The sequence below is a fragment of the Shewanella sp. GD04112 genome, from assembly GCF_029835735.1.
Lineage (GTDB): Bacteria > Pseudomonadota > Gammaproteobacteria > Enterobacterales > Shewanellaceae > Shewanella.
This window is the reverse complement of the sequence record NZ_JAOEAL010000001.1, coordinates 2,519,785-2,540,075: the sequence shown is the minus strand read 5'-3', so window position 1 is coordinate 2,540,075 and position 20,291 is coordinate 2,519,785. Positions and strand designations below refer to the sequence as shown.

Here is a 20,291-nt window from a genome sequence, read left to right as displayed (position 1 = left end):
GTATAATTCGCGAACGTTGTTATCCTGATGGATTTGTTATGAGCCCCAGCCCATTTGCCCCAACAATCGAAACTATTGATTATCCGTTTCCGCCTAAGCCAATTCCTCTGTCCGATGCCGAAAAGGCGGACTACAAGGCTCGTATCAAGCAGCTGCTGATTGAAAAAGATGCGGTATTGGTTGCCCATTATTATACCGACCCTGAAATTCAAGCGCTGGCCGAAGAAACCGGCGGTTGTGTTTCCGACTCACTCGAAATGGCGCGCTTTGGCCGCGATCATCCCGCTAAGACGTTAATCGTCGCCGGGGTGAAATTTATGGGTGAAACAGCCAAAATCTTAAGCCCAGAAAAAACCATTCTGATGCCGACCTTGGAGGCGACCTGTTCATTGGACTTAGGTTGCCCCATCGATAAATTCAGCGCCTTCTGTGATGCGCATCCTGACCATACCGTGGTCGTTTATGCCAACACTTCGGCGGCGGTAAAAGCCCGTGCCGATTGGGTGGTCACCTCAAGTATTGCCCTTGAAATCGTTGAGCACTTAGACAGCGAAGGTAAAAAAATCATTTGGGGCCCAGACCGTCATTTAGGCAGCTATATTGCCAAACAAACCGGCGCCGAGATGTTGATGTGGCAGGGCGACTGTATTGTTCATGATGAGTTTAAGGCCAATGCGCTGCGTGATTTAAAGCGTGTATACCCCGATGCGGCGATTCTAGTACACCCAGAGTCACCCGCGAGTGTGGTGGCGATGGCGGATGCTGTCGGCTCCACCAGCCAGTTGATCAAAGCTGCGCAAACCATGGCCAACGAGCGTTTTATTGTGGCGACCGATCGCGGTATTTTCTATAAAATGCAACAAGCGGCGCCGGGTAAAACACTGATTGAAGCGCCTACTGGCGGTAATGGTGCCACCTGTAAGAGCTGTGCCCACTGTCCATGGATGGCAATGAACGGCTTAAAGGCGATTGAAGCGTCTTTAAGTAACAGCGACAAAACGACTCACGAAATCTTTGTCGATGAAGATTTACGCGTGAAAGCCTTAATCCCGCTGACCCGTATGCTCGATTTCGCTAAGACACTGAATATGAAAATGAAAGGCAACGCTTAATTAAGCGTTCATAACACTCACGAAAAATGAAATCCCTGCCACTTGGCGGGGATTTTTGTATCGGTTCAAATTGATCAGCAGCTAAGCTGCTAAGTATGTGCTTAATAAGGTGCGCTAGCTTTTAGACGCCATTCTTCATAGATGCATATATGCTTCAATTTAAAGAAATACACGCTCTTTTAGTTACTGGATCGGTGTTGTTGGCCTAAATTTGATATAGCAAAGCGTAGGTGAGTTCACTCACTGCGCTGTGTTCATGCAATTTTGTATAAGATAACCATGGAGAAGGGTATGAAAAACATCGTGTTACTGCTTGCATCAATGTCTGCTGCCAGTGCATTTGCAGACGTGAGTGTGCCAATGAATCTTGTCAACGAAAAAGGCGTGGGTGAAAGTGTCGGTCAAGTGACCATTTCTGAGTCGCAGTATGGAGTGGTATTTACGCCATCACTTAAAGGCTTAATGCCGGGATTACATGGTTTCCATCTACATGAGAACGGCAGCTGTGATCCAAAGGAAAAGGACGGAAAAATCGTCCCTGCTGGCGCGGCAGGTGGACACTATGATCCTGCCGCCACGAAGGCCCACGGCACGCCATGGGGAGAAGGGCATTTAGGCGATCTGCCACCATTGTTTGTCGATGCAGACGGTGCTGCTAGCCAGGCCGTGCTGGCACCGCGCTTAAAAATGGGTGATCTTAAAGGCCATGCGATCATGATCCATGCCGGTGGTGACAACCATTCCGATCACCCAGCGCCTTTAGGTGGCGGCGGTGCGCGTGTAGCCTGCGGTATTATCAATTAATGTATCGCCACATTCAGTTGTTAGCGGCGAAATACTCGCATTGGTAACGACAGTGGATTAATGAGCCGTGAAATCGGTATAAAAAAGCCCCGCAAGAGCGGGGCTTTTTGATAAAGAAGAATGATTACTTCGCGTTCATCAGCGCAACCGCGTTATCTAACATACGGTTACTGAAGCCCCATTCGTTATCGTACCATGCCATTACTTTAACTAAACGGCCGTTAACGCGGGTTTGCGTTGCATCAAAGTTAGATGAAAATGCATTGTGGTTAAAGTCGATAGACACCAGTGGCTCTTTGTTAACCGCTAACACTTCGCTCAGTGGCGCAACAGCAGCGGCACGTTCGATAATGGCGTTAACTTCTTCAACAGTAGTATCACGTGCAGCAATGAAAGATAAATCCACTAAAGACACGTTAACAGTCGGTACACGTACTGCTAAACCATCGAATTTACCTTGCAATTCAGGTACAACTAAACCTACTGCCGCGGCAGCGCCAGTTTTAGTTGGGATCATTGACAGTGCTGCAGCGCGGGCACGGCGTAAATCTGTGTGGTATACGTCAGATAAACGTTGATCGTTGGTGTAAGCATGAATGGTGGTCATCAGACCAGATTCGATACCAATTTCGTCATTTAACGGCTTAGCGAAAGGCGCTAAACAGTTAGTGGTACATGAAGCATTAGAGATAACTGTCATATCCGCGGTCAACACATTGTTGTTCACACCGTAAACGACGGTTGCATCAACGTTTTTACCTGGTGCAGAAATAATGACTTTCTTCGCGCCCGCCGCTAAATGTGGCTGTACAGATTCTTTAGAAGTGAAGATACCAGTACATTCGAACACGACGTCAACTTGTAAGTCGCCCCAAGGTAATTTACCTGGATCGCGTTCTTGGAAGGTGAGGATCTTGTCGCCGTTGACATAAATTGCTTCAGCATCATGCTCAACTTTGGCATTGAAACGACCATGTACAGAATCGTATTTTGTCAGGTGAGCGTTGATTGAAGCGTCGCCTAAATCGTTGATGGCAACAATTTTGATTGGGTAAGCTTTTTCGCTTTCATACAGGGCGCGTAATACGTTTCTACCGATACGGCCATAACCATTTATTGCTACACGGATAGTCATCTCATATCCCTCTGGTGATTATAAAATTCAACTGGTAGTAAAATTACCAAACTGACAGCTATCGTCAAGTGAATTCGGCAATTTTGCCGGGATTCGGTTAACAAATTAGGTGTTTTTTTTTACATTGCTCGCGAAAACACCATTTTCAGCGCTGTATTTGGGTAAAAAATTACAAGGTGGCAAACATTTTGCCGACGTTCTTCAAAACGCAAGTTAAGGCGAATTTGGCTTCTCTGGCTCGACAGTTGTTGTTGCCGCAGGCGGTGTGACCTCCGTCTGGGGCGGAGCAAGCCAGAGCGCAACCGGACTGGTTGAATAGAGGCCATCTTCTAACGCGTCGATTAAGTTCTGGGCGTATTGATCTAATTTGGCCGCAAGCGTCTTGTCGCCACCGATTAAGGCTAGCATCTTATCTTCAGAATACTTCTGCTGCGTAAGTAGTAAATTGGCTTTGGTCAGCATATATGTTTTTTCAAACGCTTGGGTTTGACGATAGGCTGAGGCGAGCCCAAGCAACCAGTTGGGATCAAAGTCGGCATATTGAATTTCTGCAAACACTTTAAGATAGAGTTGTTGCGCTTTGATGGCATTTCGATTGCTGTAATAGGTGGCGATTTGAGCTAAGAGAAAAGGCTCTGTGACTTCACCAGCATTTTCTTGCGCTAATAGTCGGTTTAAGGCATCAGTGTCGGCAAAACGTGTCCATTGATAGTAAGACATAAAGGGGTCTTGGCGTTCGCGGGTTTCTTCCTGTAGACGGCTGAGGTTTTCTGTACTTAGGCGAAAGGCTCTTGCGCGGTCAGCCGTGCGATTCGTATGGATGATATGTTGCACCCCTGAGGCCAATTCAATACAACGGCTGTAATCTTCAAGGTAAGTTAACTGTTGATAAAGTTGCTTACCCGTAGGATTTTTGTTGTCTAATAGGTCGAATCGGCTCTGGATCAGCAGGGTTTTCTCGGTTAAACACCATCCATCCTTATGCAAATCGGCACAAATTTCAGGATTATTTTTACAAATCGTTTCGATATTTCGGCCATTATCACAACCGAAAAGGCTTATCGCGAGGGTAAATGATGTAATTATTACTAGATTTTGTCTCAAAATACGCTCCAAAATGCAATTTTCTCTAATAAAATTACAGATTTACAGAAAATATCTTACTGGCAAGCTGGGTCAGTTTTCATTACAATGGCGCCGACCAAAACACAGGGTTTTCCCTAAAACCTCCATAAGATTATTGGTCTTTTCGTCATGTTACTCAAACCTTTCAATATATTTTATTGAAAAGTGAGATAAAGGATCTGTAAATGAGCGCTGATAAACACCTACAAAGTTGGCAAGAACGTTTTGAAATGGCAGAGGCAATGCAACCTTTGCTGGGCAAGTTGTACCGTAACCAAGGCGTCGAAGTTGTGGTTTATGGTAAGCCATTACTCAATGCTTCTACTATTGAGATTATTAAAGCGCACCGTTTAGTTCGTCGTCATGTCGGCGAGAAATTACGTTTACGCGAGAGTTTCCCGTTTGTTCAAGCCTTAAGCAGACTCGCAGTTAAACAATGTAAAGTGGATATTGGTAAGCTTGCCGTTAAATACTGGGCTGAACATACCGATACCAACGAAATTGAAAGCTATATGGCACGTGAATTAGCGGCGGCGATTGATCATGCTGATGATATCGCCCCGCGTGATGTAGTGTTGTATGGTTTTGGTCGTATTGGCCGCTTATTAGCGCGCTTACTGATCGAACGTACTGGCCGTAGCAACAAGTTAAGACTGCGCGCTATCGTGTTACGTGGCGGTAAAAAGGGCGATTTAGAAAAACGCGCAAGCTTACTGCGTCGTGACTCTGTTCATGGTCCATTTAACGGTTCAGTTGAAGTGGATGAAGAGAACAACGCTATCATCGCTAACGGCACTTATATCCAAGTTATTTACGCAAACTCGCCAGATGAAGTGGATTACACCAAATACGGTATTACAGATGCCTTAGTGGTAGACAACACCGGCATTTGGAAAGATGAAGCAGGCTTAGGCTTACACTTGAAGAGTCCAGGTGCGAGCAAAGTGTTACTGACTGCACCTGCAAAAGGCGCCATCAAGAACATCGTTTACGGCGTGAATGAAGGCGACATCACTGCAGAAGATATCATTGTGTCTGCGGCGAGCTGTACCACTAACGCCATCACACCAGTACTGAAAGCGGTAAACGACAAGTACGGTATCGAGAATGGTCACGTTGAGACTATTCACTCATACACGAACGATCAAAACCTGATCGACAACTACCACAGTGCTGACCGTCGTGGTCGCAGTGCACCATTAAACATGGTGATCACTGAAACGGGCGCGGCTAAAGCCGTAGCTAAAGCTCTGCCAGTATTAGCGGGTAAACTGACGGGTAACGCGATTCGCGTGCCAACACCAAACGTGTCTATGGCGATCATCAGCATGAACCTCAATGCTGAGACTAACAAAGATGAATTGAACGAATACCTGAAAGACACTGCGCTGCAATCACCATTGCAGAACCAAATCGATTACACAGACTCAACTGAAATCGTATCAAGCGATTTAGTGGGTTCTCGCTATGCGGGCGTGGTTGATTCACAAGCGACTATCGCCGAAGGTAAACGTGCCATTCTGTACGTATGGTATGACAACGAATTTGGTTACAGCTGCCAAGTCGTCGGTGTTATGCAGACCATGTTAGGCCTGACGACTCTGTCTCTGCCAGCATAATCGCTACGCACATAAAAACGTCCAAGAAAAAGCGCCCAGTAGGGCGCTTTTTTTATGACATTGACCCGTCCTAAATAGCGTTGACACTTTTCAAACTCATTTTGGAGAGTGTAATGACTTCAACAATTAAACGAACTCAACGCGATTATTCCCTCGCTTTTAAATTGGCGGTTGTCGACCAAGTGGAAAAAGGCGAGCTGACCTATAAGCAGGCGCAAGACAAGTATGGTATTCAAGGTTGTTCCACCGTGTTAGTGTGGTTACGCAAGCATGGTAAACTGGATTGGTCCCTAGGGACGCCGCCAACATCAATGCGAGGACAGTTGATGACTGAACCCACCACGCTCACCCCCGAGCAAAAGATAAAAGCCCTCGAAGCCGAACTTGAAGATACCCGCATGAAAGCGGCGTTCTTCGAAGCCATTGTCGAAAAACTCAGAACTGACTACGGGATATCCGTCGTAAAAAAGCCACCCGCGAAACGCTCCAGGAAAAAACGGACGTAGGTTATCGCGTCACCCAATGCTGTCGCTATCTTGGCATCAGTCGTCAGGCGTATTATCAGCAATGCCAGCGGCAAATCGTCTCAGAGCTAAGGGAGCAACAGGTGTTGCAAACAGTACAATATGAACGGTTATTTCAACCGCGAGTCGGTACGCGTAAACTGCAGTATTTACTCAACAAAATGCATCAAATAGTGATAGGACGAGACCGGTTATTTCGCTGTCTTAGGGCGCATCGTTTGTTGGTCACGCCTAAGCGGGCGTACCATAAAACGACCCATAGCCATCATCGATTTAGGTGTCATCCCAACTTGCTTAAGCCCAGCGAGCAGCAAGTGGACATCAGCCGCTCAGAACAAGTCTGGGTGGCGGATATTACCTATCTACCACTTGACCCGTCCTAAATAGCGTTGATAAGGCTGGGTAACATCACTTCAACTCTTGTTGTTGCAAAGAAAATCATCAAATTGATTATTCCATCGGCAAGTTTTTATCTCTGTGGCTGAATATTGGGCAAACAGTGCTTCTAAGCGCAATATTTCAAATTTGTTGATTGACTCTGAAGGTTAAATCGGTAGAATGCCAATCCGCAGTCAGGGGAAAGCGTAGCAACGTAACTCCTAAGCTTAATGACTCATTAAGCTGTGACATCGATGCGACATTAGCTCAGTTGGTAGAGCGATACCTTGCCAAGGTATAGGTCATCGGTTCGAACCCGATATGTCGCTCCAACTCTTTACGAGTTTGGAAATCTGGCGCGATGGCAGAATGGCTATGCTGCGGATTGCAAATCCGTCGATCTCGGTTCGACTCCGGGTCGCGCCTCCATAGATTAAGGTATTAATGACACGATTCCCGTCGTTAATATAAAGAGTTTGCCCGAGTGGTGGAATCGGTAGACACAAGGGATTTAAAATCCCTCGCTGGTAACAGCGTGCCAGTTCAAGTCTGGCCTCGGGTACCATAACATAGAGAAGGCCTAACAGATGTTAGGCCTTTTTTATTGCCGCAAATCCCGTTCTAACCCCTACAAATTAATCCTTAAACAAATAGTGATCAGCCTCTTAAAAATCACAATTATCAAAAATTTCAGCCTCAAGACAATTGATCTCTCATTTAGTTGTTATTTATTTTAATCAATCCATAATACGCAAACTATTTCCTTAAGATGCGGCAATAGGCGCTATTCCCCCTCTTAAGACAGTGGTATAAATAAGCCGAATTTCCCCTACACGTGAACATTTAGGATAAGTAGTCATGATTTTCTCTCAGGTAGTACTCGCACCCGCTGATCCCATCCTTGGTTTAACCGATACCTTCAAGGCCGATTCACGCCAAGATAAAGTGAACCTCGGTGTTGGCATTTATAAGGATGAAGCAGGGCAGACTCCAGTATTACAGTCAGTGAAGAAAGCAGAAGCCCTATTGCTTGAGCAAGAGAAGACCAAGAACTATTTAGGTATCGAAGGGGTTCAAACCTATAACCGCGTGGTACAAGAGCTATTATTTGGCGAGGGCAGTACGCTTGTGACGTCAGGCCGTGCCGCGACCGCTCAGGCGCCAGGTGGTACTGGTGCACTGCGTATTGCCGCCGAGTTTCTACTGCGCAACACGCCATCGCGCACTGTGTGGGTCAGTAACCCAACTTGGGCGAACCATCAGAATATTTTTGAAACTGCAGGTTTAACGGTTAAAGAATACGGTTACTACAATGCCAGTGCCCACGATATCGATTTCGATGGCATGATGACAGATCTCGCCAATGCACAGGCGGGTGACATTGTTCTACTGCACGGTTGCTGCCATAACCCAACGGGTATTGATTTGACCTTAGCCCAATGGGAATTGGTTGCTAACCTGTGTGCAGACAAACAGTTAGTGCCATTGTTTGACTTTGCTTACCAAGGTTTTGGTGCTGGGATTGAAGAAGATGCCGCAGGCCTACGTTTAGTGGCTGCAAAAGTACCTGAGTTGTTAGTGGCTAACTCTTTCTCTAAAAACTTTGGTCTTTATAACGAGCGTATCGGCGCTGTGACTGTAGTGGCACAAAATGCCGATGAAGCGGTGCGTGCCTTCAGCCAAGTGAAACGTACTATTCGCGCCAATTACTCAAACCCACCAGCACACGGTGCGTTAATTGTTAGCACCATTTTAAGCGATGCGGCATTAAAAGCACTTTGGGTACAAGAGTTGACTGAAATGCGTGAACGTATCGCCCAGATGCGTACTCTGTTCGTCCAAAGCTTAAAGGATGAAGGCGTCACCCAGGACTTTAGCTTTATTTCCCGCCAAAACGGTATGTTTAGCTTCTCTGGCTTAAACAAAGAGCAGGTTGCACGCTTAAAAGACGAGTTTGGTATTTATATCGTCGGCTCAGGCCGCATTAGTGTTGCCGGTATGACCAAAACCAATATGCCTGTGATCTGTAAAGCGATTGCCCAAGTTCTTTAACTTAGTTCTTTAACTTAGCTCTTTAATTTAGCTCTTTGATTTAGTCCTCTAATATCAGAAGAGGGCTCACTAAAAAGGACAGCCTAGGCTGTCCTTTTTGTATTTTGAGCTGTCCTTTAGCATTTTGAATCTGTTGGATGCTAAAGGATGCGGTTAGTCTGTCGTTATGACGCCAAGGTTTCTAGCGGTAAATCCGACTTAATTCTCAATACTGCACTGAGCGCATCACGCAGCCCTGCCTGATCGTGTAATTGCGGATTGTGGCGATTCCTTAACGGGAAGTAATTCATTAAAGTGCCAAGGCGCACTTGTTCTGAGTGACGTAGCACTTTAGTGATCACAGGCTTGCCAATCACTTGATGGCACCAAGCTATCCGCTGCTCAATACTAAACTGGCCAGCTGGTGAAGTTTCTTCATTCAGATTATCGATAAAAACCACGGGCGCAGTGGTCATCGCTAAGGCTTTAGCAAAGCAGGGCAGTAACAGCGGTGGCATAATACTGGTCAGGAAGCTCCCTGGGCCTAGGATAATCAGATCCGCACGGCTGATGGCCTCACAGGCTTCGGCAGTTGCATCGACCTGTGGTTCAAGACATAAGGCAATTGGCGCCTCATTCATCTTATCGACATTAACCTCACCAAAGACCTTACAACCAGAGGCCTGCAATGCCACTAAATGGGTTGGTTGTTCTGACATAGGGATGATATTGGTTTCAATCTTAAGCATATGACGTATAAGATTGACGGCCTCGAGGGGCCTAACGCAAAGCTTATCGAGGGCAAGCAGCATCAAATTCCCTAGATTGTGGCCGCTTAGTTCGGTTTCGCCCTGAAAGCGGTACTCAAATAATTGCGAGCTCACCGATGGGCGATGGGCTAGTTGAGACAGACAATTACGCAGATCGCCCCAGGCAATACAGTCCTGTTCGGCCCGTAATCTGCCCGTAGAGCCACCATTATCTGTGGTTGCAACAATGCCTGTGAGACGATTGCCCAGAAAATCCAGCGATGAGAGTACTCGACCCAAGCCGTGACCACCGCCAATGGCGACCACGTGTCTGTATTGATTTAAGATTTGATGCTGCATGAGGGTTCCTTCCTGAATACCCAAAAAATCCTGTCCTGTTGTTAAGCGGTGTTGCGAAGCCTCGTTTGGGCTCAGTTGCCAATACCTGCGTTAACGGAACCTTAGTATAAAAGCTCAGTCAAAAGCATGCACTAAATATTCACGCTCAAATTGTGCCAATGTGTATGAGTTAAGCGTGGGATCGCATTTTCAGCACAGATACGCTTTGACTGCGCTTGGCATGGGCGGTTTTGTCGTCAGATTTCGTGAATTTCAAGATATGACATATAATCTGGCGCTTATTTTGCCACTCGTGACTCAATATCAAAGGTGACTTATTGAAAACAGGTAGAATTGGTTCGTTTACACTCGCGTTAGCCCTAGTGATCTTAGCGATTTTTTCGCTGAGAGTCTGGCTCATTCCTACTATTGATGAGCCTGAATCTATCGTTAACCAACTGGAAAACTCCGTTGATCCCGTTACTCAAGTGCCTGACTTTTCTGCCATCAATGATGTGGCGGAAAAAAAGCGTGCCTTTTTTGATTTTCTCAGGCCGATCATTCAACAACAAAATGCCATTATTGCCACCGAGCGTGACTTTATCACCGACATGTTGGCCTTAGTGGAGAACGACAGTACTCTGTCGGATAAGCAGTTAGCGCAGCTCAATCAGTTATTTGATAAATATCAATATGCTGCCCGTAATGTGGATGCAAAATCCCTGAACAGTTTACTGAAACGGGTCGATATTATTCCCGAATCTATGGTGCTTATTCAGGCGGCCAATGAATCGGGATGGGGCAGTTCGCGTTTTGCCCGTGAAGGCTTTAACTTTTTCGGCGAATGGTGTTTTAGCAATGGTTGCGGCATAGTGCCATCCTCTCGTGGTTCGGGCAAAACCCATGAAGTGAAAGTGTTTCCCTCGGTGGACGCTTCAGTGTCTTCCTATATGCGCAATTTGAATTCGAATACGGCATACACGCTGTTTCGCTCAATACGTGCAGATTTACGCTCTCAGGAAGCCGAATTAAGTGCCGACCAACTGATCTATGGACTAGTGAATTATTCTGAAAGGCAAGAGGCTTATATCGACGAGTTACTCGATATGTTACGTCATAATGAAAAATATTTGGTGAAGGCGGATGCATAAAAAATGGTGGTTAGTGGGGCTTTGCTTGTGTGCGACAAGTCTGCAGGCAGAAACGATTTCCCTCGAATATAAAGGCTTTTATGACAGATTAAAGCAAGTCAATAAGGGAAATTATCAGTTAGTCGAAATCGCCTTTAGTGTACCAATGCTACCTAATTGTCAGATCCAGAGTGGAAGCATTTCGAGTGAATTAAATTCAACGCCACTCACTTATACTGCGGCGCAGCGGTTGTTTATTCCCTTTGATGACGCGCTTAAAGATCAACGCGCATTAGTGAATCTAGAGTTTGAGGGCAAGGCTGAGGGCTGTGGTATTGCAATGCAAGTCAGAGCTAAGCAGACTTTAGCCACATACGACAAGGCGCGACTAGCGCAAATCGCCAGCGAAATGGATGCTTTACTCGGAGCCATGCAGGGCTTCCCGATGCGCTATTTTAAGGAGCCAATCGCGGGATTAAACTTTGAATTTGCTCAAGACCAAGCCGTTACTGTGACGCTTGATGGGCGTGAGCAACAGGTGAACAGCAGCTTTAAGTTGAGTGTTGAGCAGCTTAACAGCTTGACGTCGTTGCAATTTAGCCAAGCGCCGACCGTGTTGAGCCCTTGGGTTAAGTAAGGATAGATTTAAGCTATAAAAAAGCCCACTCTCGTGGGCTTTTTTTATGCGTATCGCGTTTACGCTTCGTAAACGTTGACGATATTGATGCGTTTTGCCGCATCTAAATCGATATGGCCGCTGTTGGCGATATCCAAAAAGTCAAATGCGGGTAAATCGGCTTCGGCCACATCACCCTTCATTGGCGCGTTGGGATCGCGTTTCAACGACACAAAGTCAAACTGCTCACGGTCAACACCCTGTGAAGGGGCAGTGTTTTGCATGGCGGTGAAAATAGTTTCAATACGGCCTGGGTAGAGTCTATCCCACTGATTGAGCATGTCTTTCACTGCTTGACGCTTGAGGTTTTCCTGCGAGCCACAAAGATTACAGGGAATGATGGGGAATTTTTTCAATTCCGCATATTCTTCTAAATCCTTTTCGCGGCAATAGGCGAGTGGACGAATAACCACGTTAGCGCCGTCGTCCGAGAGCAACTTAGGTGGCATGGCTTTCATCTTGCCGCCGTAGAACATGTTGAGGAACATGGTCTCAATAATATCGTCTCTGTGGTGGCCTAGTGCGATTTTGGTTGCGCCAATGCGCTGGGCAAAGCCATAGAGAGTACCGCGACGCAGGCGAGAGCACAGCGAGCAAGTGGTTTTGCCTTCAGGGATCTTTTCTTTCACAATCGAGTAAGTGTCTTTCTCGAGGATGTGATAGGGAATATTAAGGCTGTCTAAATAGGCTGGCAGTACGTGTTCAGGGAAACCCGGCTGCTTTTGATCTAAATTAACGGCAATAATTTCGAACTGTACGGGCGCGCGCTGCTGTAGATTAAGCAGAATATCCAGCATGGCGTAACTGTCTTTACCGCCACTTAAGCAGCACATGACTCGGTCGCCATCTTCAATCATGTTGTAATCGGCGATGGCACTACCCACTTCACGGCGCAGACGCTTCTGTAATTTATTCAGACGGGTAATTTGTTTTTTTGATAATTCTTCAGGCATTTGACTCGCCGTAACTTCAGACATAGCTTCCAACATAAAAAAAGCGCCCAGTAACTCAGTTTCAGGGCGCGTATTATTCCAGCTATCGACGGCGGGGTAAAGAGCGGCGTGCGTTATGCCTCTTCAAGCGGTGATTTATAACCATCGGGTTTGATGGCTAATAAATCACAGTTAATGCTATCAATCACATGCTCTGCGGTATTGCCGATAAGCGCCGCCGAGAATCCAGTCCGACCGACAGTACCTAAAATGACCAGCTCGGCATCGAGTTGCTCGGCAAGTTCAGGGATCACATCCTCTGGCAAGCCTTCTTTCACATGGCAGTGCAGGGTATCGATACCATAGGCATTGGCAAGGTATTGCACTCGTTGCTCATGTTGCATGCGAATGGTGTCGTTATAGGTTTGTGCATCGAAATCAGGCAGTTCAATGGCAAGATTCACCGGTGTGCCGGGATAACCATTGACTAAGTGCACTTCGGCGGCAAATTTTGCGGCTAAATCCTTGGCATGTTCGATAATCTTGCCGTTTAGCATCTGATGATCGGTGTCTTCGGTTGCCACGTTGACGGCGCAGAGGATTTTACCCGCTTCTGGCCAATCATGATCTTTGACCATCAACACAGGCACAGGCGCTTTACGCATTAAATGCCAATCGGTTGGAGTAAAAATAACGGCCTTTAACTTGTCGTGGGCGTGGGTGCCTTTGACGATCAAATCATATTGCCCTGCAATCGCATGGTTGATGATGCTTTCAAATGGGCGATTGTGCCAAATAACTTGAGTATCAATATCGAGTTGCAGGTGGTTATAGGCAGTCAGTAGATCTTGGATCCACGCCAGACGCTGATCGATCACACCTTGGCGCATGGCTTCGCGCTCTTGGCTCGATAGAATCGATGTCATTTCATAGGAGAAGTCAAAAATAGAGAGAAACACAGTCACATGGGCGTTACTTTTACTGGCCAAGGTCACCGCTCGGGCGAGTGCAACTTGATGCTCTGTCGTGGGGTCGACTACTACCAGTATTTTTTGATAATCCTTCATAACATGTTCCTTTAGTCATAGGCTCATGTTCATCATGAGCCTTTGGCAATTATCTGTATTGTTCTAGATCAAAACTCTTTTCAAAACCAGTGCCTAGCGCATTAATTACGAATATTAAAGCACAAATCTAGGAAGGTGTGACTTATCTGGCGATCCTGGCATTACCTGCCAAGAGATTCAGTTCGTGGTGGTCAAGGATAGTGATGTACTTGCCTTTCACTTCAATCAAACCTGACTTTTGGAAACGGCCTAACAAGCGGCTGATGGTTTCTACGGTTAAGCCAAGGTAGTTACCAATGTCACCACGGGTCATGGTTAAACGGAATTCTTTCGGAGAAAAACCACGGTTGCCAAAGCGATTAGCTAGATTGCTGATAAATGCGGCGAGGCGTTCCTCGGCATTTTTCTTGCTCAGCAATAAAATCATTTCTTGATCGCTCATGATTTCATTGCTCATTAAGCGCATGATTTGTTGGCGTAACTTGGGCATGCTGCCTGAAAGCTCATCGAGAATATTGAAGGGGATTTCACATACCATTGAGGTTTCTAAGGCTTGGGCAAAACTCTGGTGGGATTGAGCATGAATACCGTCAAAACCAATCACATCGCCCGCTAAATGGAAACCGGTGATCTGTTCATCGCCCTGTTCGGTAATCGTATAACTTTTTACAGTACCAGAGCGGATGGCGAACAAGGACTTTAATGGATCGCCTGATTTAAAAATCTGCTCACCTTTTTGAATTGGCTTTTTACGCTCAATGATATCGTCGAGCTGATCGAGCTCGTTGGCATTGAGGGTAAACGGAATACAAAGGGTACCCATACTGCAATCGTGACAATGAATTGCGCACCCACTCGCGGCGGGACGACGGTTTTTATTCTGCTCTATTGTCATGTCGGTTCTCAAGTTAATCCACTGCAGCCATGTTAAACCAATTCACTCGCTTGGGCTAGTTTAGCTGCGACAGGGCGATATATAAAGTTTGTGCGCCAAAGGCAATTAAAAGTAAGCCACTCAATAATCTAACGGTTTTTTGCTGTACCCAATTGGCCAAACGTTTGGCCGCAACACCGGCACTCAGGAGTGCGGGGAGTGTCCCTAATCCAAAGGCGAACATAATCAAAGCGCCTTGACTGGCAGAGCCTGCCGCCACCGACCAGGTTAAAGTGCTATAGACCAAGCCGCAGGGTAGCCAGCCCCAAATGAGTCCGGCGGTGATGGCCTGCATTGGCGTATTGATGGGGACGAGGCGTTGGGCTAAGGGTTTCAGATAGCGCCATAACACTTGGCCAAGGCGCTCAATCTGCACTATACCCACCCAGATTTTTGCAATGTAAAGCCCGGTTGCAATCATCATCACGCCAGCAATGATCCTTAGGATCAACAGGTAACTGTCGAGTTCAAATAAGTGCCCAAGCATGGCCGATGAACCGCCGACTAAGGCGCCTGCGAGGGTATAACTTAAGATCCGGCCGAGGTTATAGCTTAATAAGTAGGTGAGTTGATGGGCTAAGTGATTGCCCTGTTTAGGATTCGGCAGTTGGGAAGAAAAGGCACCAACGAGGCCGCCACACATGCCAAAGCAGTGGGCAGCGCCCATTAACCCCACCAGAAATGCCCCTGTGACGTTATATTCAATCACAGAGCCAATCACTGAGGCATGCCTTTATCTTGTGCCTGTGACGATGGATTGGCTTGAGTCGGTTTGTCTGCATCCTCATCGAAGAGAATCGACACACTTTGACGGTCTAAGTCATCGAATTGTTCGGATTTTACCGCCCAAAAGAACACGGCTACGGCGATCAACACAAAGATCATCGCGATAGGGATTAGTACATAAATGATGCTCATAACCTAAGCCTATTTCATTGTTATAATTTAATTCGTAATAATCTCAAACTGTTACCCACAACAATCAAAGAGCTTGCCGACATGCCAAGGGCTGCAATATAAGGCGCAACATGCCCAGTTACCGCCAGCGGTAAAATCAGCGCGTTATAGCCTAAGGCCCAAGCGAGGTTTTGACGAATAATTTGTGTGGTCAGTTTAGCAACCTTGACCGCTTGGGTGAAGCGAGAGAGGTGATCGCCAAGCAGAATGAGATCGGCGCTGTTTTTAGCAATCGCGCTGCCGCTCCCCATCGCCACAGATAAATCGGCGCCCGCCAGTACTGGCGCATCATTGATGCCATCGCCGAACATCGCCACCGGTGTCGATTGCTGTAGTTTGGTCACCAGGGCCAGTTTATCGGCTGGAGTCAGTCCACTGTGGACATCGCTAATCCCGAGTTCTTTCGCCAATTGATGCACATGCCCTGAGCTATCGCCACTGGCGATACTGACCTTGCAACCTTGTTGCTTCAAAATATCGACGGTTTCTTTGCTATCGACACGGATATTATCTTGGATCTCAATCGTGGCGATGACTTCAAGCTGGCCATTATGACTGCGGGCGAGCCAAATCAGCTGGTTTGCAAGTTTGGGCTCGGCGGCGGCCCCCGTAAAGCTTGAATTACCAATGCGGTACTCAGTGCCATTAATCAAGCCTTTCACCCCAAAACCCACTTCATGGTGAACTTGCTCGGCAACAACATCGACTTGGGCAAAGCTGGCAAAGGCCGCAGCGATAGGGTGGCGTGAGCCTGATTCTAGCGCTGCTGCGATTGCCAGTACCTGTTTTTTCTCGATATAGCTATGGCATTCAACCTTGGCAATTGATAGGGTGCCGCAGGTGAGAGTACCAGTTTTATCAAATACCACATGTTTGATTTGTGGCAGTTTTTCAAAGACGCCGGCTTTACGGGTAATAATCCCAAGGCGAGTAAAAATCGCGGTCGCGCAGGTGACGGCGGTGGGGGTGGCTAGCGCAAGCGCGCAAGGGCAAGTTGCCACTAATACCGACAAGGTGACCCAAAAGGCATCTTCGGGGGAGATTTGCAGCCACACCAGATAGGTGATCGTCGCAATCGATAAGATAGTGCCTGAGAAATAACGCGACAATTTATCGGCCAACATAGCGACGGCAGGTTTAGTGTTTGAGGCTAATTCCTGCAGGCGAATAATTTCGGCAACCAATTGGTCTTGCCCAAGGGCGGTCACTTTTACCTTAATGGGTTGGTCTAGGTTAATGGTGCCAGCAAATACTTGGCTATCGACGGGCTTTTCAATCGGCATTTGCTCACCGGTGAGCATGGCTTCATTGATGCTGGTGTGGCCGTCAACGACGATTCCGTCGGCGGCGACCATTTCGCCGGGTTTAATAAGAATAATGTCCCCGAGGCGTAATTTTTTCGCGGGGATCTCTTCTTGCCCCAGGGCCGTGACTAAATGCGCCGTTAACGGCACTAATTTGTGGAGATTACTGGAGCTAACGGATGCCTTTTGTCTTGCCTTTTGCTCGAAATAACGTCCTAGCAGCAGGAAGAAGGTAAACATGGAGACGGATTCAAAATAGACTTCGCCCGTGCCGTTAACTGTCGCAAAGCAACTGGCGATATAGGCGCCGCCAATAGCGATAGAGACAGACACATCCATATTGAGTTTGCCACTGAGCAGGGTGCGAATGGCGCTGAAATAGAAGGGCTGCGCCGAGTAAAGCACCACGGGTGTGGCAAAAATCATGCTCACCCAACGGAAATAATCCCGATATTGCACATCCAAATCGGTAAAGTAACCGGTATAGAGGGCGAGGGCGAACATCATCACTTGCATGGTAGCAAAACCCGCCAAGCCTAAGCGCAGTAAGAATTTGCGGCTATTTTGCTTGGCGGTCAGTTCTTGCTCATCCACTTGATAGGGCGCAGCTTGATAACCAATACGGCTAATTTGTCCAAGAATATCACTGAGTTTAACTTGCTGTTTATCCCAGCTGATCATCGCCCTTTGGGTGGTGGAGTTGACCATCACTTGGCTGACGCCAGGCAGTTGTTTCACTTTATGTTCGATTAACCAAGCGCAGGCCGCGCAAGTAATGCCGTCGATGGACAGCGACACTGAGTCACTCTTTTCCTCCGAGTGGACAAAGTCCTGCTGTACTTCGGGCAAATCGTAGGCACTAAACTGATTTAATTCATCGGGTACCAGTGCCGTCTGTTTACTGCCGGGTTCGGTTCGAAACTTGTAATAGCTTAATAAGCCTGCATCCACAATGGCTTGGGATACCGCTTGGCAGCCTGGGCAACACATGAGTTCATCGCGGTCATTAATGCGGGTGACAAACTGAGTCCCAGTGAGCACGGGCTCATTACAGTGAAAACAACTTGGATGTGTCATAGCAATATTCATTCAACCACAATTAGTTCAACCACAATTGGACGTTGTCTTTGAGTTCGACACGTTGATGAATACGCCATTTACCGTCAAAACCTTCTAGGCGGACTTCCCAAGCACCCGTTAATACATCGGGCAGTGTAATGCGATACACATGGTTAGCATCGGCCGTTACCGTCATCTTGATGTCTTTTTCGGCAATCGTTGGGTGATAAAATTCGACTTTTAACGCGGCTTGATAGGCTGGTCCACCGTGTTGGGTGAAGAGTACTTCGTGGTGATTTTGTTCGAGTTGCCATTGCATGCCAAGTTGCTTGGCATATTTGACTTTACTCAAGTCCATGTTGATGGCTTTGCCTTCTTTGTAATAATCCTCGGCGACAAGAGAGTCAGAGTTAGAGAGGGCAATTTTTAGCGTGGTAAAACTTGCGACGACGGCACACAAAGGAAGAATAATTAAAAACCAAGGCCAAAACTGCTTATACCAGGGTTGTTGTTCGCTCATGTTAAATACCCATAATAAAAATTTGCGCCATTTTACCGTTAAAAGGTGGCTTTAGCACTTTAAAAAAAAGGCCTCGACGTTATCGAGGCCTTAGCGTTACTCACATCTAATTACTTGTTTGACAAGCTATAAACATAAGCTGCGATCACGTGGACTTTCTCTTCACCGAGAACGTCTTTCCATGCTGGCATCACGCCTGCACGGCCGTGTTTGATCGTTTCTTCGATCACACCACGGCTACCGCCATATAACCAAACATCGTCAGTTAAGTTAGGTGCGCCCATGAGTTTGTTGCCTTTTGCGTCCATACCGTGACACGCAAAACAACCTTTCATGAATGAACCTTGACCTTGAGCGGCGAGTTTCTCGTCGTGCTCACGGCCAGATAACTTAACTACGTACTCGGCCAGACCAGCAATTTCGCTATCGTCGATTGGCAAACCACCTTTTGGTGGCATCATGCCATGACGACCGTTCATGATAGTGGTCTTGATGGTTGCTAAATCGCCACCGTATAACCAATCACTGTCGGTCAGGTTAGGGAAGCCTTTGCTACCACGTGCGTCAGAGCCATGGCACTGCGCGCAGTTTTGTAGGAACAAACGGCCGCCCACTTTCAACGCTTCTTGGTTTTTCACTAACTCTTCGAGTGGTGTAGCCAAGTAAGCCGCGAAGATTGGGCCATATTTTTCGTTAGCGTGTTTAACTTCTTGGTCATACTGAACGTACATGCCTTCTTTTGCTGCCAGCTCAACCGCTGCTGCAGAATCGGCTTTAATACCTTTCTCTGTACCAATGCTCTGGTTAGAGCTGGTCCAGTTCAGTAGACCTTTATAGTTACCTAAACCTGGGAAGAGGGCTAAGTAAACCAGGCCAAACACGATAGTGATATAGAACATATAACTCCACCATTTTGGCAGTGGGTTATTGAGTTCTTCGATACCATCGAAACTGTGACCCATAGATTCGCCTTCTTTGACATCCGTGGTGTTCTTTGAACACACACGCAGCAACAGAAAACATCCTGCGATCACAATTAACGAGAGTACGCTAATCCAAATACTCCAGAAGCTACTCATCACTTATTCTCTCCTGAGTCCTTCGATTCCTTGCTGATTTCCTCATCGGAAAACACAAGATTCGCTGCTTCATCAAAGGATTTTTGACGACGCGAGCTATATGCCCAAGCAAATATACCGACGAAGGTCAGCATCACAATGATGGTTAAAATACCTTGTAATGTGCCGTAATCCATATATTGCCTCCTTATTTGAGTGCGTGACCCAAAGACTGAAGATATGCAATCAAGGCTTCCAGCTCTGTTTTACCTTCAACAGCTTTCTGCGCGCCTGCGATTTCTTCATCGGTGTAAAGATCATTACCTTTGTAACCGCCTTTGTGCATGTTACGCAGAATAGTCATCTTGTCGCCGGTTAACTTGCCGTCTAACTTGTTTTCAGCAAGCCATGGGAAGCCTGGCATATTCGATTGAGGGACCACAGCACGAGGATCGATTAAGTGAACTTCATGCCATTTATCGCTGTAGCGACCGCCAACACGGGCCAAGTCTGGACCAGTACGCTTAGAACCCCATTGGAATGGGTGATCCCAAACAGATTCACCGGCAACAGAGTAGTGACCGTAACGTTCAGTCTCTGCACGTAAAGGACGGATCATCTGGCTGTGGCAGTTGTAGCAACCTTCACGCACATAGATGTCACGGCCTTCAAGTTGCAGGGCAGTGTAAGGTTTCAAACCTTCAACAGGCTCAGTGGTATCTTTTTGGAAAATCAGCGGCGTGATTTCTACCAAGCTACCGAAGCTGATAGCGATAACAGTGAAGATCGCTAACAAACCGATGTTTTTTTCAACTATCTCATGATTAAATTTCATCGA

At 46.9% G+C, this 20,291-nt stretch carries 19 protein-coding genes, 3 tRNA genes and 1 pseudogene; 10 read left to right on the top strand and 13 right to left on the bottom strand.

The window, feature by feature from the left end:
- Positions 1–38 precede the first annotated feature (38 nt).
- Together nadA and sodC are read left to right on the top strand one after the other, a co-directional pair.
- A complete protein-coding gene (gene nadA / locus N7386_RS11305; protein WP_279768554.1) occupies positions 39–1,112 on the top strand; it encodes a quinolinate synthase NadA in 1,074 nt (357 codons plus the stop codon).
- A gap of 291 nt (positions 1,113–1,403) precedes the next feature.
- Positions 1,404–1,916: a superoxide dismutase family protein gene (sodC, locus tag N7386_RS11300; protein ID WP_011622788.1), complete on the top strand. Its 513-nt coding sequence runs from the start codon at positions 1,404–1,406 to the stop codon at positions 1,914–1,916.
- Positions 1,917–2,040: 124 nt separating this feature from the next.
- On the opposite strand, the gene gap is transcribed toward sodC, so the two are convergent.
- Together gap and N7386_RS11290 are read right to left on the bottom strand one after the other, a co-directional pair.
- Entirely contained in the window at positions 2,041–3,051 is a 1,011-nt protein-coding gene (gap, locus tag N7386_RS11295; protein WP_011622787.1) for a type I glyceraldehyde-3-phosphate dehydrogenase, read from the bottom strand.
- Positions 3,052–3,264: 213 nt separating this feature from the next.
- Positions 3,265–4,155, bottom strand: coding sequence for a DUF2989 domain-containing protein (locus N7386_RS11290; protein ID WP_279768551.1), 891 nt, complete (start codon positions 4,153–4,155; stop codon positions 3,265–3,267).
- Positions 4,156–4,361: 206 nt separating this feature from the next.
- Between N7386_RS11290 and N7386_RS11285 the strand changes: the two genes are divergently transcribed.
- The 6 genes and pseudogenes from N7386_RS11285 to N7386_RS11260 all read left to right on the top strand — a co-directional run bounded on the left by N7386_RS11285 (position 4,362) and on the right by N7386_RS11260 (position 8,749).
- On the top strand, positions 4,362–5,795 hold the full coding sequence (locus tag N7386_RS11285; RefSeq protein WP_011622785.1) for a glyceraldehyde-3-phosphate dehydrogenase: 1,434 nt from the start codon (positions 4,362–4,364) through the stop codon (positions 5,793–5,795).
- Positions 5,796–5,908: 113 nt separating this feature from the next.
- Positions 5,909–6,684, top strand: a pseudogene (locus N7386_RS11280) (IS3 family transposase); the annotation flags it as partial.
- Positions 6,685–6,953: 269 nt separating this feature from the next.
- Positions 6,954–7,029 (top strand) — tRNA-Gly (locus N7386_RS11275).
- Positions 7,030–7,052: 23 nt separating this feature from the next.
- Positions 7,053–7,126 (top strand) — tRNA-Cys (locus N7386_RS11270).
- A 49-nt stretch (positions 7,127–7,175) separates the two neighbouring features.
- Positions 7,176–7,262 (top strand) — tRNA-Leu (locus N7386_RS11265).
- A 293-nt stretch (positions 7,263–7,555) separates the two neighbouring features.
- On the top strand, positions 7,556–8,749 hold the full coding sequence (locus N7386_RS11260; RefSeq protein ID WP_279768547.1) for an aspartate/tyrosine/aromatic aminotransferase: 1,194 nt from the start codon (positions 7,556–7,558) through the stop codon (positions 8,747–8,749).
- 164 nt (positions 8,750–8,913) lie between these two features.
- On the opposite strand, the gene N7386_RS11255 is transcribed toward N7386_RS11260, so the two are convergent.
- Entirely contained in the window at positions 8,914–9,837 is a 924-nt protein-coding gene (locus tag N7386_RS11255) for a YvcK family protein (protein WP_011626149.1), read from the bottom strand.
- 317 nt (positions 9,838–10,154) lie between these two features.
- Between N7386_RS11255 and N7386_RS11250 the strand changes: the two genes are divergently transcribed.
- Positions 10,155–10,967, top strand: coding sequence for a glucosaminidase domain-containing protein (locus tag N7386_RS11250; protein ID WP_011622782.1), 813 nt, complete (start codon positions 10,155–10,157; stop codon positions 10,965–10,967).
- Complete coding sequence (locus N7386_RS11245) at positions 10,960–11,583, top strand: DUF2987 domain-containing protein (RefSeq protein WP_011622781.1); 624 nt, start codon at positions 10,960–10,962, stop codon at positions 11,581–11,583. The genes N7386_RS11250 and N7386_RS11245 overlap by 8 nt, the downstream gene beginning before the upstream one ends.
- A gap of 59 nt (positions 11,584–11,642) precedes the next feature.
- Here N7386_RS11245 and ttcA read toward each other — a convergent pair whose 3' ends face one another.
- From ttcA to ccoO, 10 genes are all read right to left on the bottom strand, one after another.
- Positions 11,643–12,611, bottom strand: coding sequence for a tRNA 2-thiocytidine(32) synthetase TtcA (gene ttcA / locus N7386_RS11240; protein WP_011622780.1), 969 nt, complete (start codon positions 12,609–12,611; stop codon positions 11,643–11,645).
- Positions 12,612–12,688: 77 nt separating this feature from the next.
- Entirely contained in the window at positions 12,689–13,621 is a 933-nt protein-coding gene (uspE, locus tag N7386_RS11235; protein WP_011622779.1) for a universal stress protein UspE, read from the bottom strand.
- A 142-nt stretch (positions 13,622–13,763) separates the two neighbouring features.
- The gene (etrA, locus tag N7386_RS11230; protein ID WP_011622778.1) at positions 13,764–14,516 is read right to left on the bottom strand and encodes an electron transport transcriptional regulator EtrA; all 753 of its coding nucleotides are present in this window, start codon (positions 14,514–14,516) and stop codon (positions 13,764–13,766) included.
- Positions 14,517–14,571: 55 nt separating this feature from the next.
- Positions 14,572–15,264, bottom strand: coding sequence for a sulfite exporter TauE/SafE family protein (locus tag N7386_RS11225; RefSeq protein ID WP_011717086.1), 693 nt, complete (start codon positions 15,262–15,264; stop codon positions 14,572–14,574).
- A gap of 8 nt (positions 15,265–15,272) precedes the next feature.
- Positions 15,273–15,473 carry a cbb3-type cytochrome oxidase assembly protein CcoS gene (gene ccoS / locus N7386_RS11220; RefSeq protein WP_011622776.1) on the bottom strand — a complete coding sequence of 67 codons (201 nt, stop codon included), beginning with the start codon at positions 15,471–15,473 and terminating at the stop codon, positions 15,273–15,275.
- A gap of 20 nt (positions 15,474–15,493) precedes the next feature.
- Positions 15,494–17,893 (bottom strand): heavy metal translocating P-type ATPase metal-binding domain-containing protein, encoded by a 2,400-nt coding sequence (locus N7386_RS11215; RefSeq protein WP_279768539.1) that lies wholly within the window; start codon positions 17,891–17,893, stop codon positions 15,494–15,496.
- A 22-nt stretch (positions 17,894–17,915) separates the two neighbouring features.
- Positions 17,916–18,395, bottom strand: coding sequence for a FixH family protein (locus N7386_RS11210; RefSeq protein ID WP_011622774.1), 480 nt, complete (start codon positions 18,393–18,395; stop codon positions 17,916–17,918).
- Between the two features lie 110 nt (positions 18,396–18,505).
- Complete coding sequence (gene ccoP, locus N7386_RS11205) at positions 18,506–19,474, bottom strand: cytochrome-c oxidase, cbb3-type subunit III (RefSeq protein WP_248967962.1); 969 nt, start codon at positions 19,472–19,474, stop codon at positions 18,506–18,508.
- On the bottom strand, positions 19,474–19,650 hold the full coding sequence (locus tag N7386_RS11200; RefSeq protein ID WP_011072349.1) for a CcoQ/FixQ family Cbb3-type cytochrome c oxidase assembly chaperone: 177 nt from the start codon (positions 19,648–19,650) through the stop codon (positions 19,474–19,476). The genes ccoP and N7386_RS11200 overlap by 1 nt, the downstream gene beginning before the upstream one ends.
- Positions 19,651–19,661: 11 nt before the next feature.
- Positions 19,662–20,288, bottom strand: a complete 627-nt coding sequence (gene ccoO / locus N7386_RS11195) for a cytochrome-c oxidase, cbb3-type subunit II (protein ID WP_011622772.1) — start codon at positions 20,286–20,288, stop codon at positions 19,662–19,664.
- Positions 20,289–20,291: the final 3 nt, after the last annotated feature.

What these genes read in the sequence shown, in the direction of transcription:
- N7386_RS11260 (WP_279768547.1), top strand. Translation starts at nt 7,556, where the DNA reads ATGATTTTCTCTCAGGTAGTACTCGCACCCGCTGATCCCATCCTTGGT.
- ttcA (WP_011622780.1), bottom strand. Translation starts at nt 12,611, where the DNA reads ATGTTGGAAGCTATGTCTGAAGTTACGGCGAGTCAAATGCCTGAAGAA.
- ccoP (WP_248967962.1), bottom strand. Translation starts at nt 19,474, where the DNA reads ATGAGTAGCTTCTGGAGTATTTGGATTAGCGTACTCTCGTTAATTGTG.
- N7386_RS11255 (WP_011626149.1), bottom strand. Translation starts at nt 9,837, where the DNA reads ATGCAGCATCAAATCTTAAATCAATACAGACACGTGGTCGCCATTGGC.
- N7386_RS11210 (WP_011622774.1), bottom strand. Translation starts at nt 18,395, where the DNA reads ATGAGCGAACAACAACCCTGGTATAAGCAGTTTTGGCCTTGGTTTTTA.
- N7386_RS11215 (WP_279768539.1), bottom strand. Translation starts at nt 17,893, where the DNA reads ATGACACATCCAAGTTGTTTTCACTGTAATGAGCCCGTGCTCACTGGG.
- sodC (WP_011622788.1), top strand. Translation starts at nt 1,404, where the DNA reads ATGAAAAACATCGTGTTACTGCTTGCATCAATGTCTGCTGCCAGTGCA.
- ccoO (WP_011622772.1), bottom strand. Translation starts at nt 20,288, where the DNA reads ATGAAATTTAATCATGAGATAGTTGAAAAAAACATCGGTTTGTTAGCG.
- N7386_RS11200 (WP_011072349.1), bottom strand. Translation starts at nt 19,650, where the DNA reads ATGGATTACGGCACATTACAAGGTATTTTAACCATCATTGTGATGCTG.
- gap (WP_011622787.1), bottom strand. Translation starts at nt 3,051, where the DNA reads ATGACTATCCGTGTAGCAATAAATGGTTATGGCCGTATCGGTAGAAAC.
- nadA (WP_279768554.1), top strand. Translation starts at nt 39, where the DNA reads ATGAGCCCCAGCCCATTTGCCCCAACAATCGAAACTATTGATTATCCG.
- N7386_RS11285 (WP_011622785.1), top strand. Translation starts at nt 4,362, where the DNA reads ATGAGCGCTGATAAACACCTACAAAGTTGGCAAGAACGTTTTGAAATG.
- N7386_RS11245 (WP_011622781.1), top strand. Translation starts at nt 10,960, where the DNA reads ATGCATAAAAAATGGTGGTTAGTGGGGCTTTGCTTGTGTGCGACAAGT.
- etrA (WP_011622778.1), bottom strand. Translation starts at nt 14,516, where the DNA reads ATGACAATAGAGCAGAATAAAAACCGTCGTCCCGCCGCGAGTGGGTGC.
- ccoS (WP_011622776.1), bottom strand. Translation starts at nt 15,473, where the DNA reads ATGAGCATCATTTATGTACTAATCCCTATCGCGATGATCTTTGTGTTG.
- uspE (WP_011622779.1), bottom strand. Translation starts at nt 13,621, where the DNA reads ATGAAGGATTATCAAAAAATACTGGTAGTAGTCGACCCCACGACAGAG.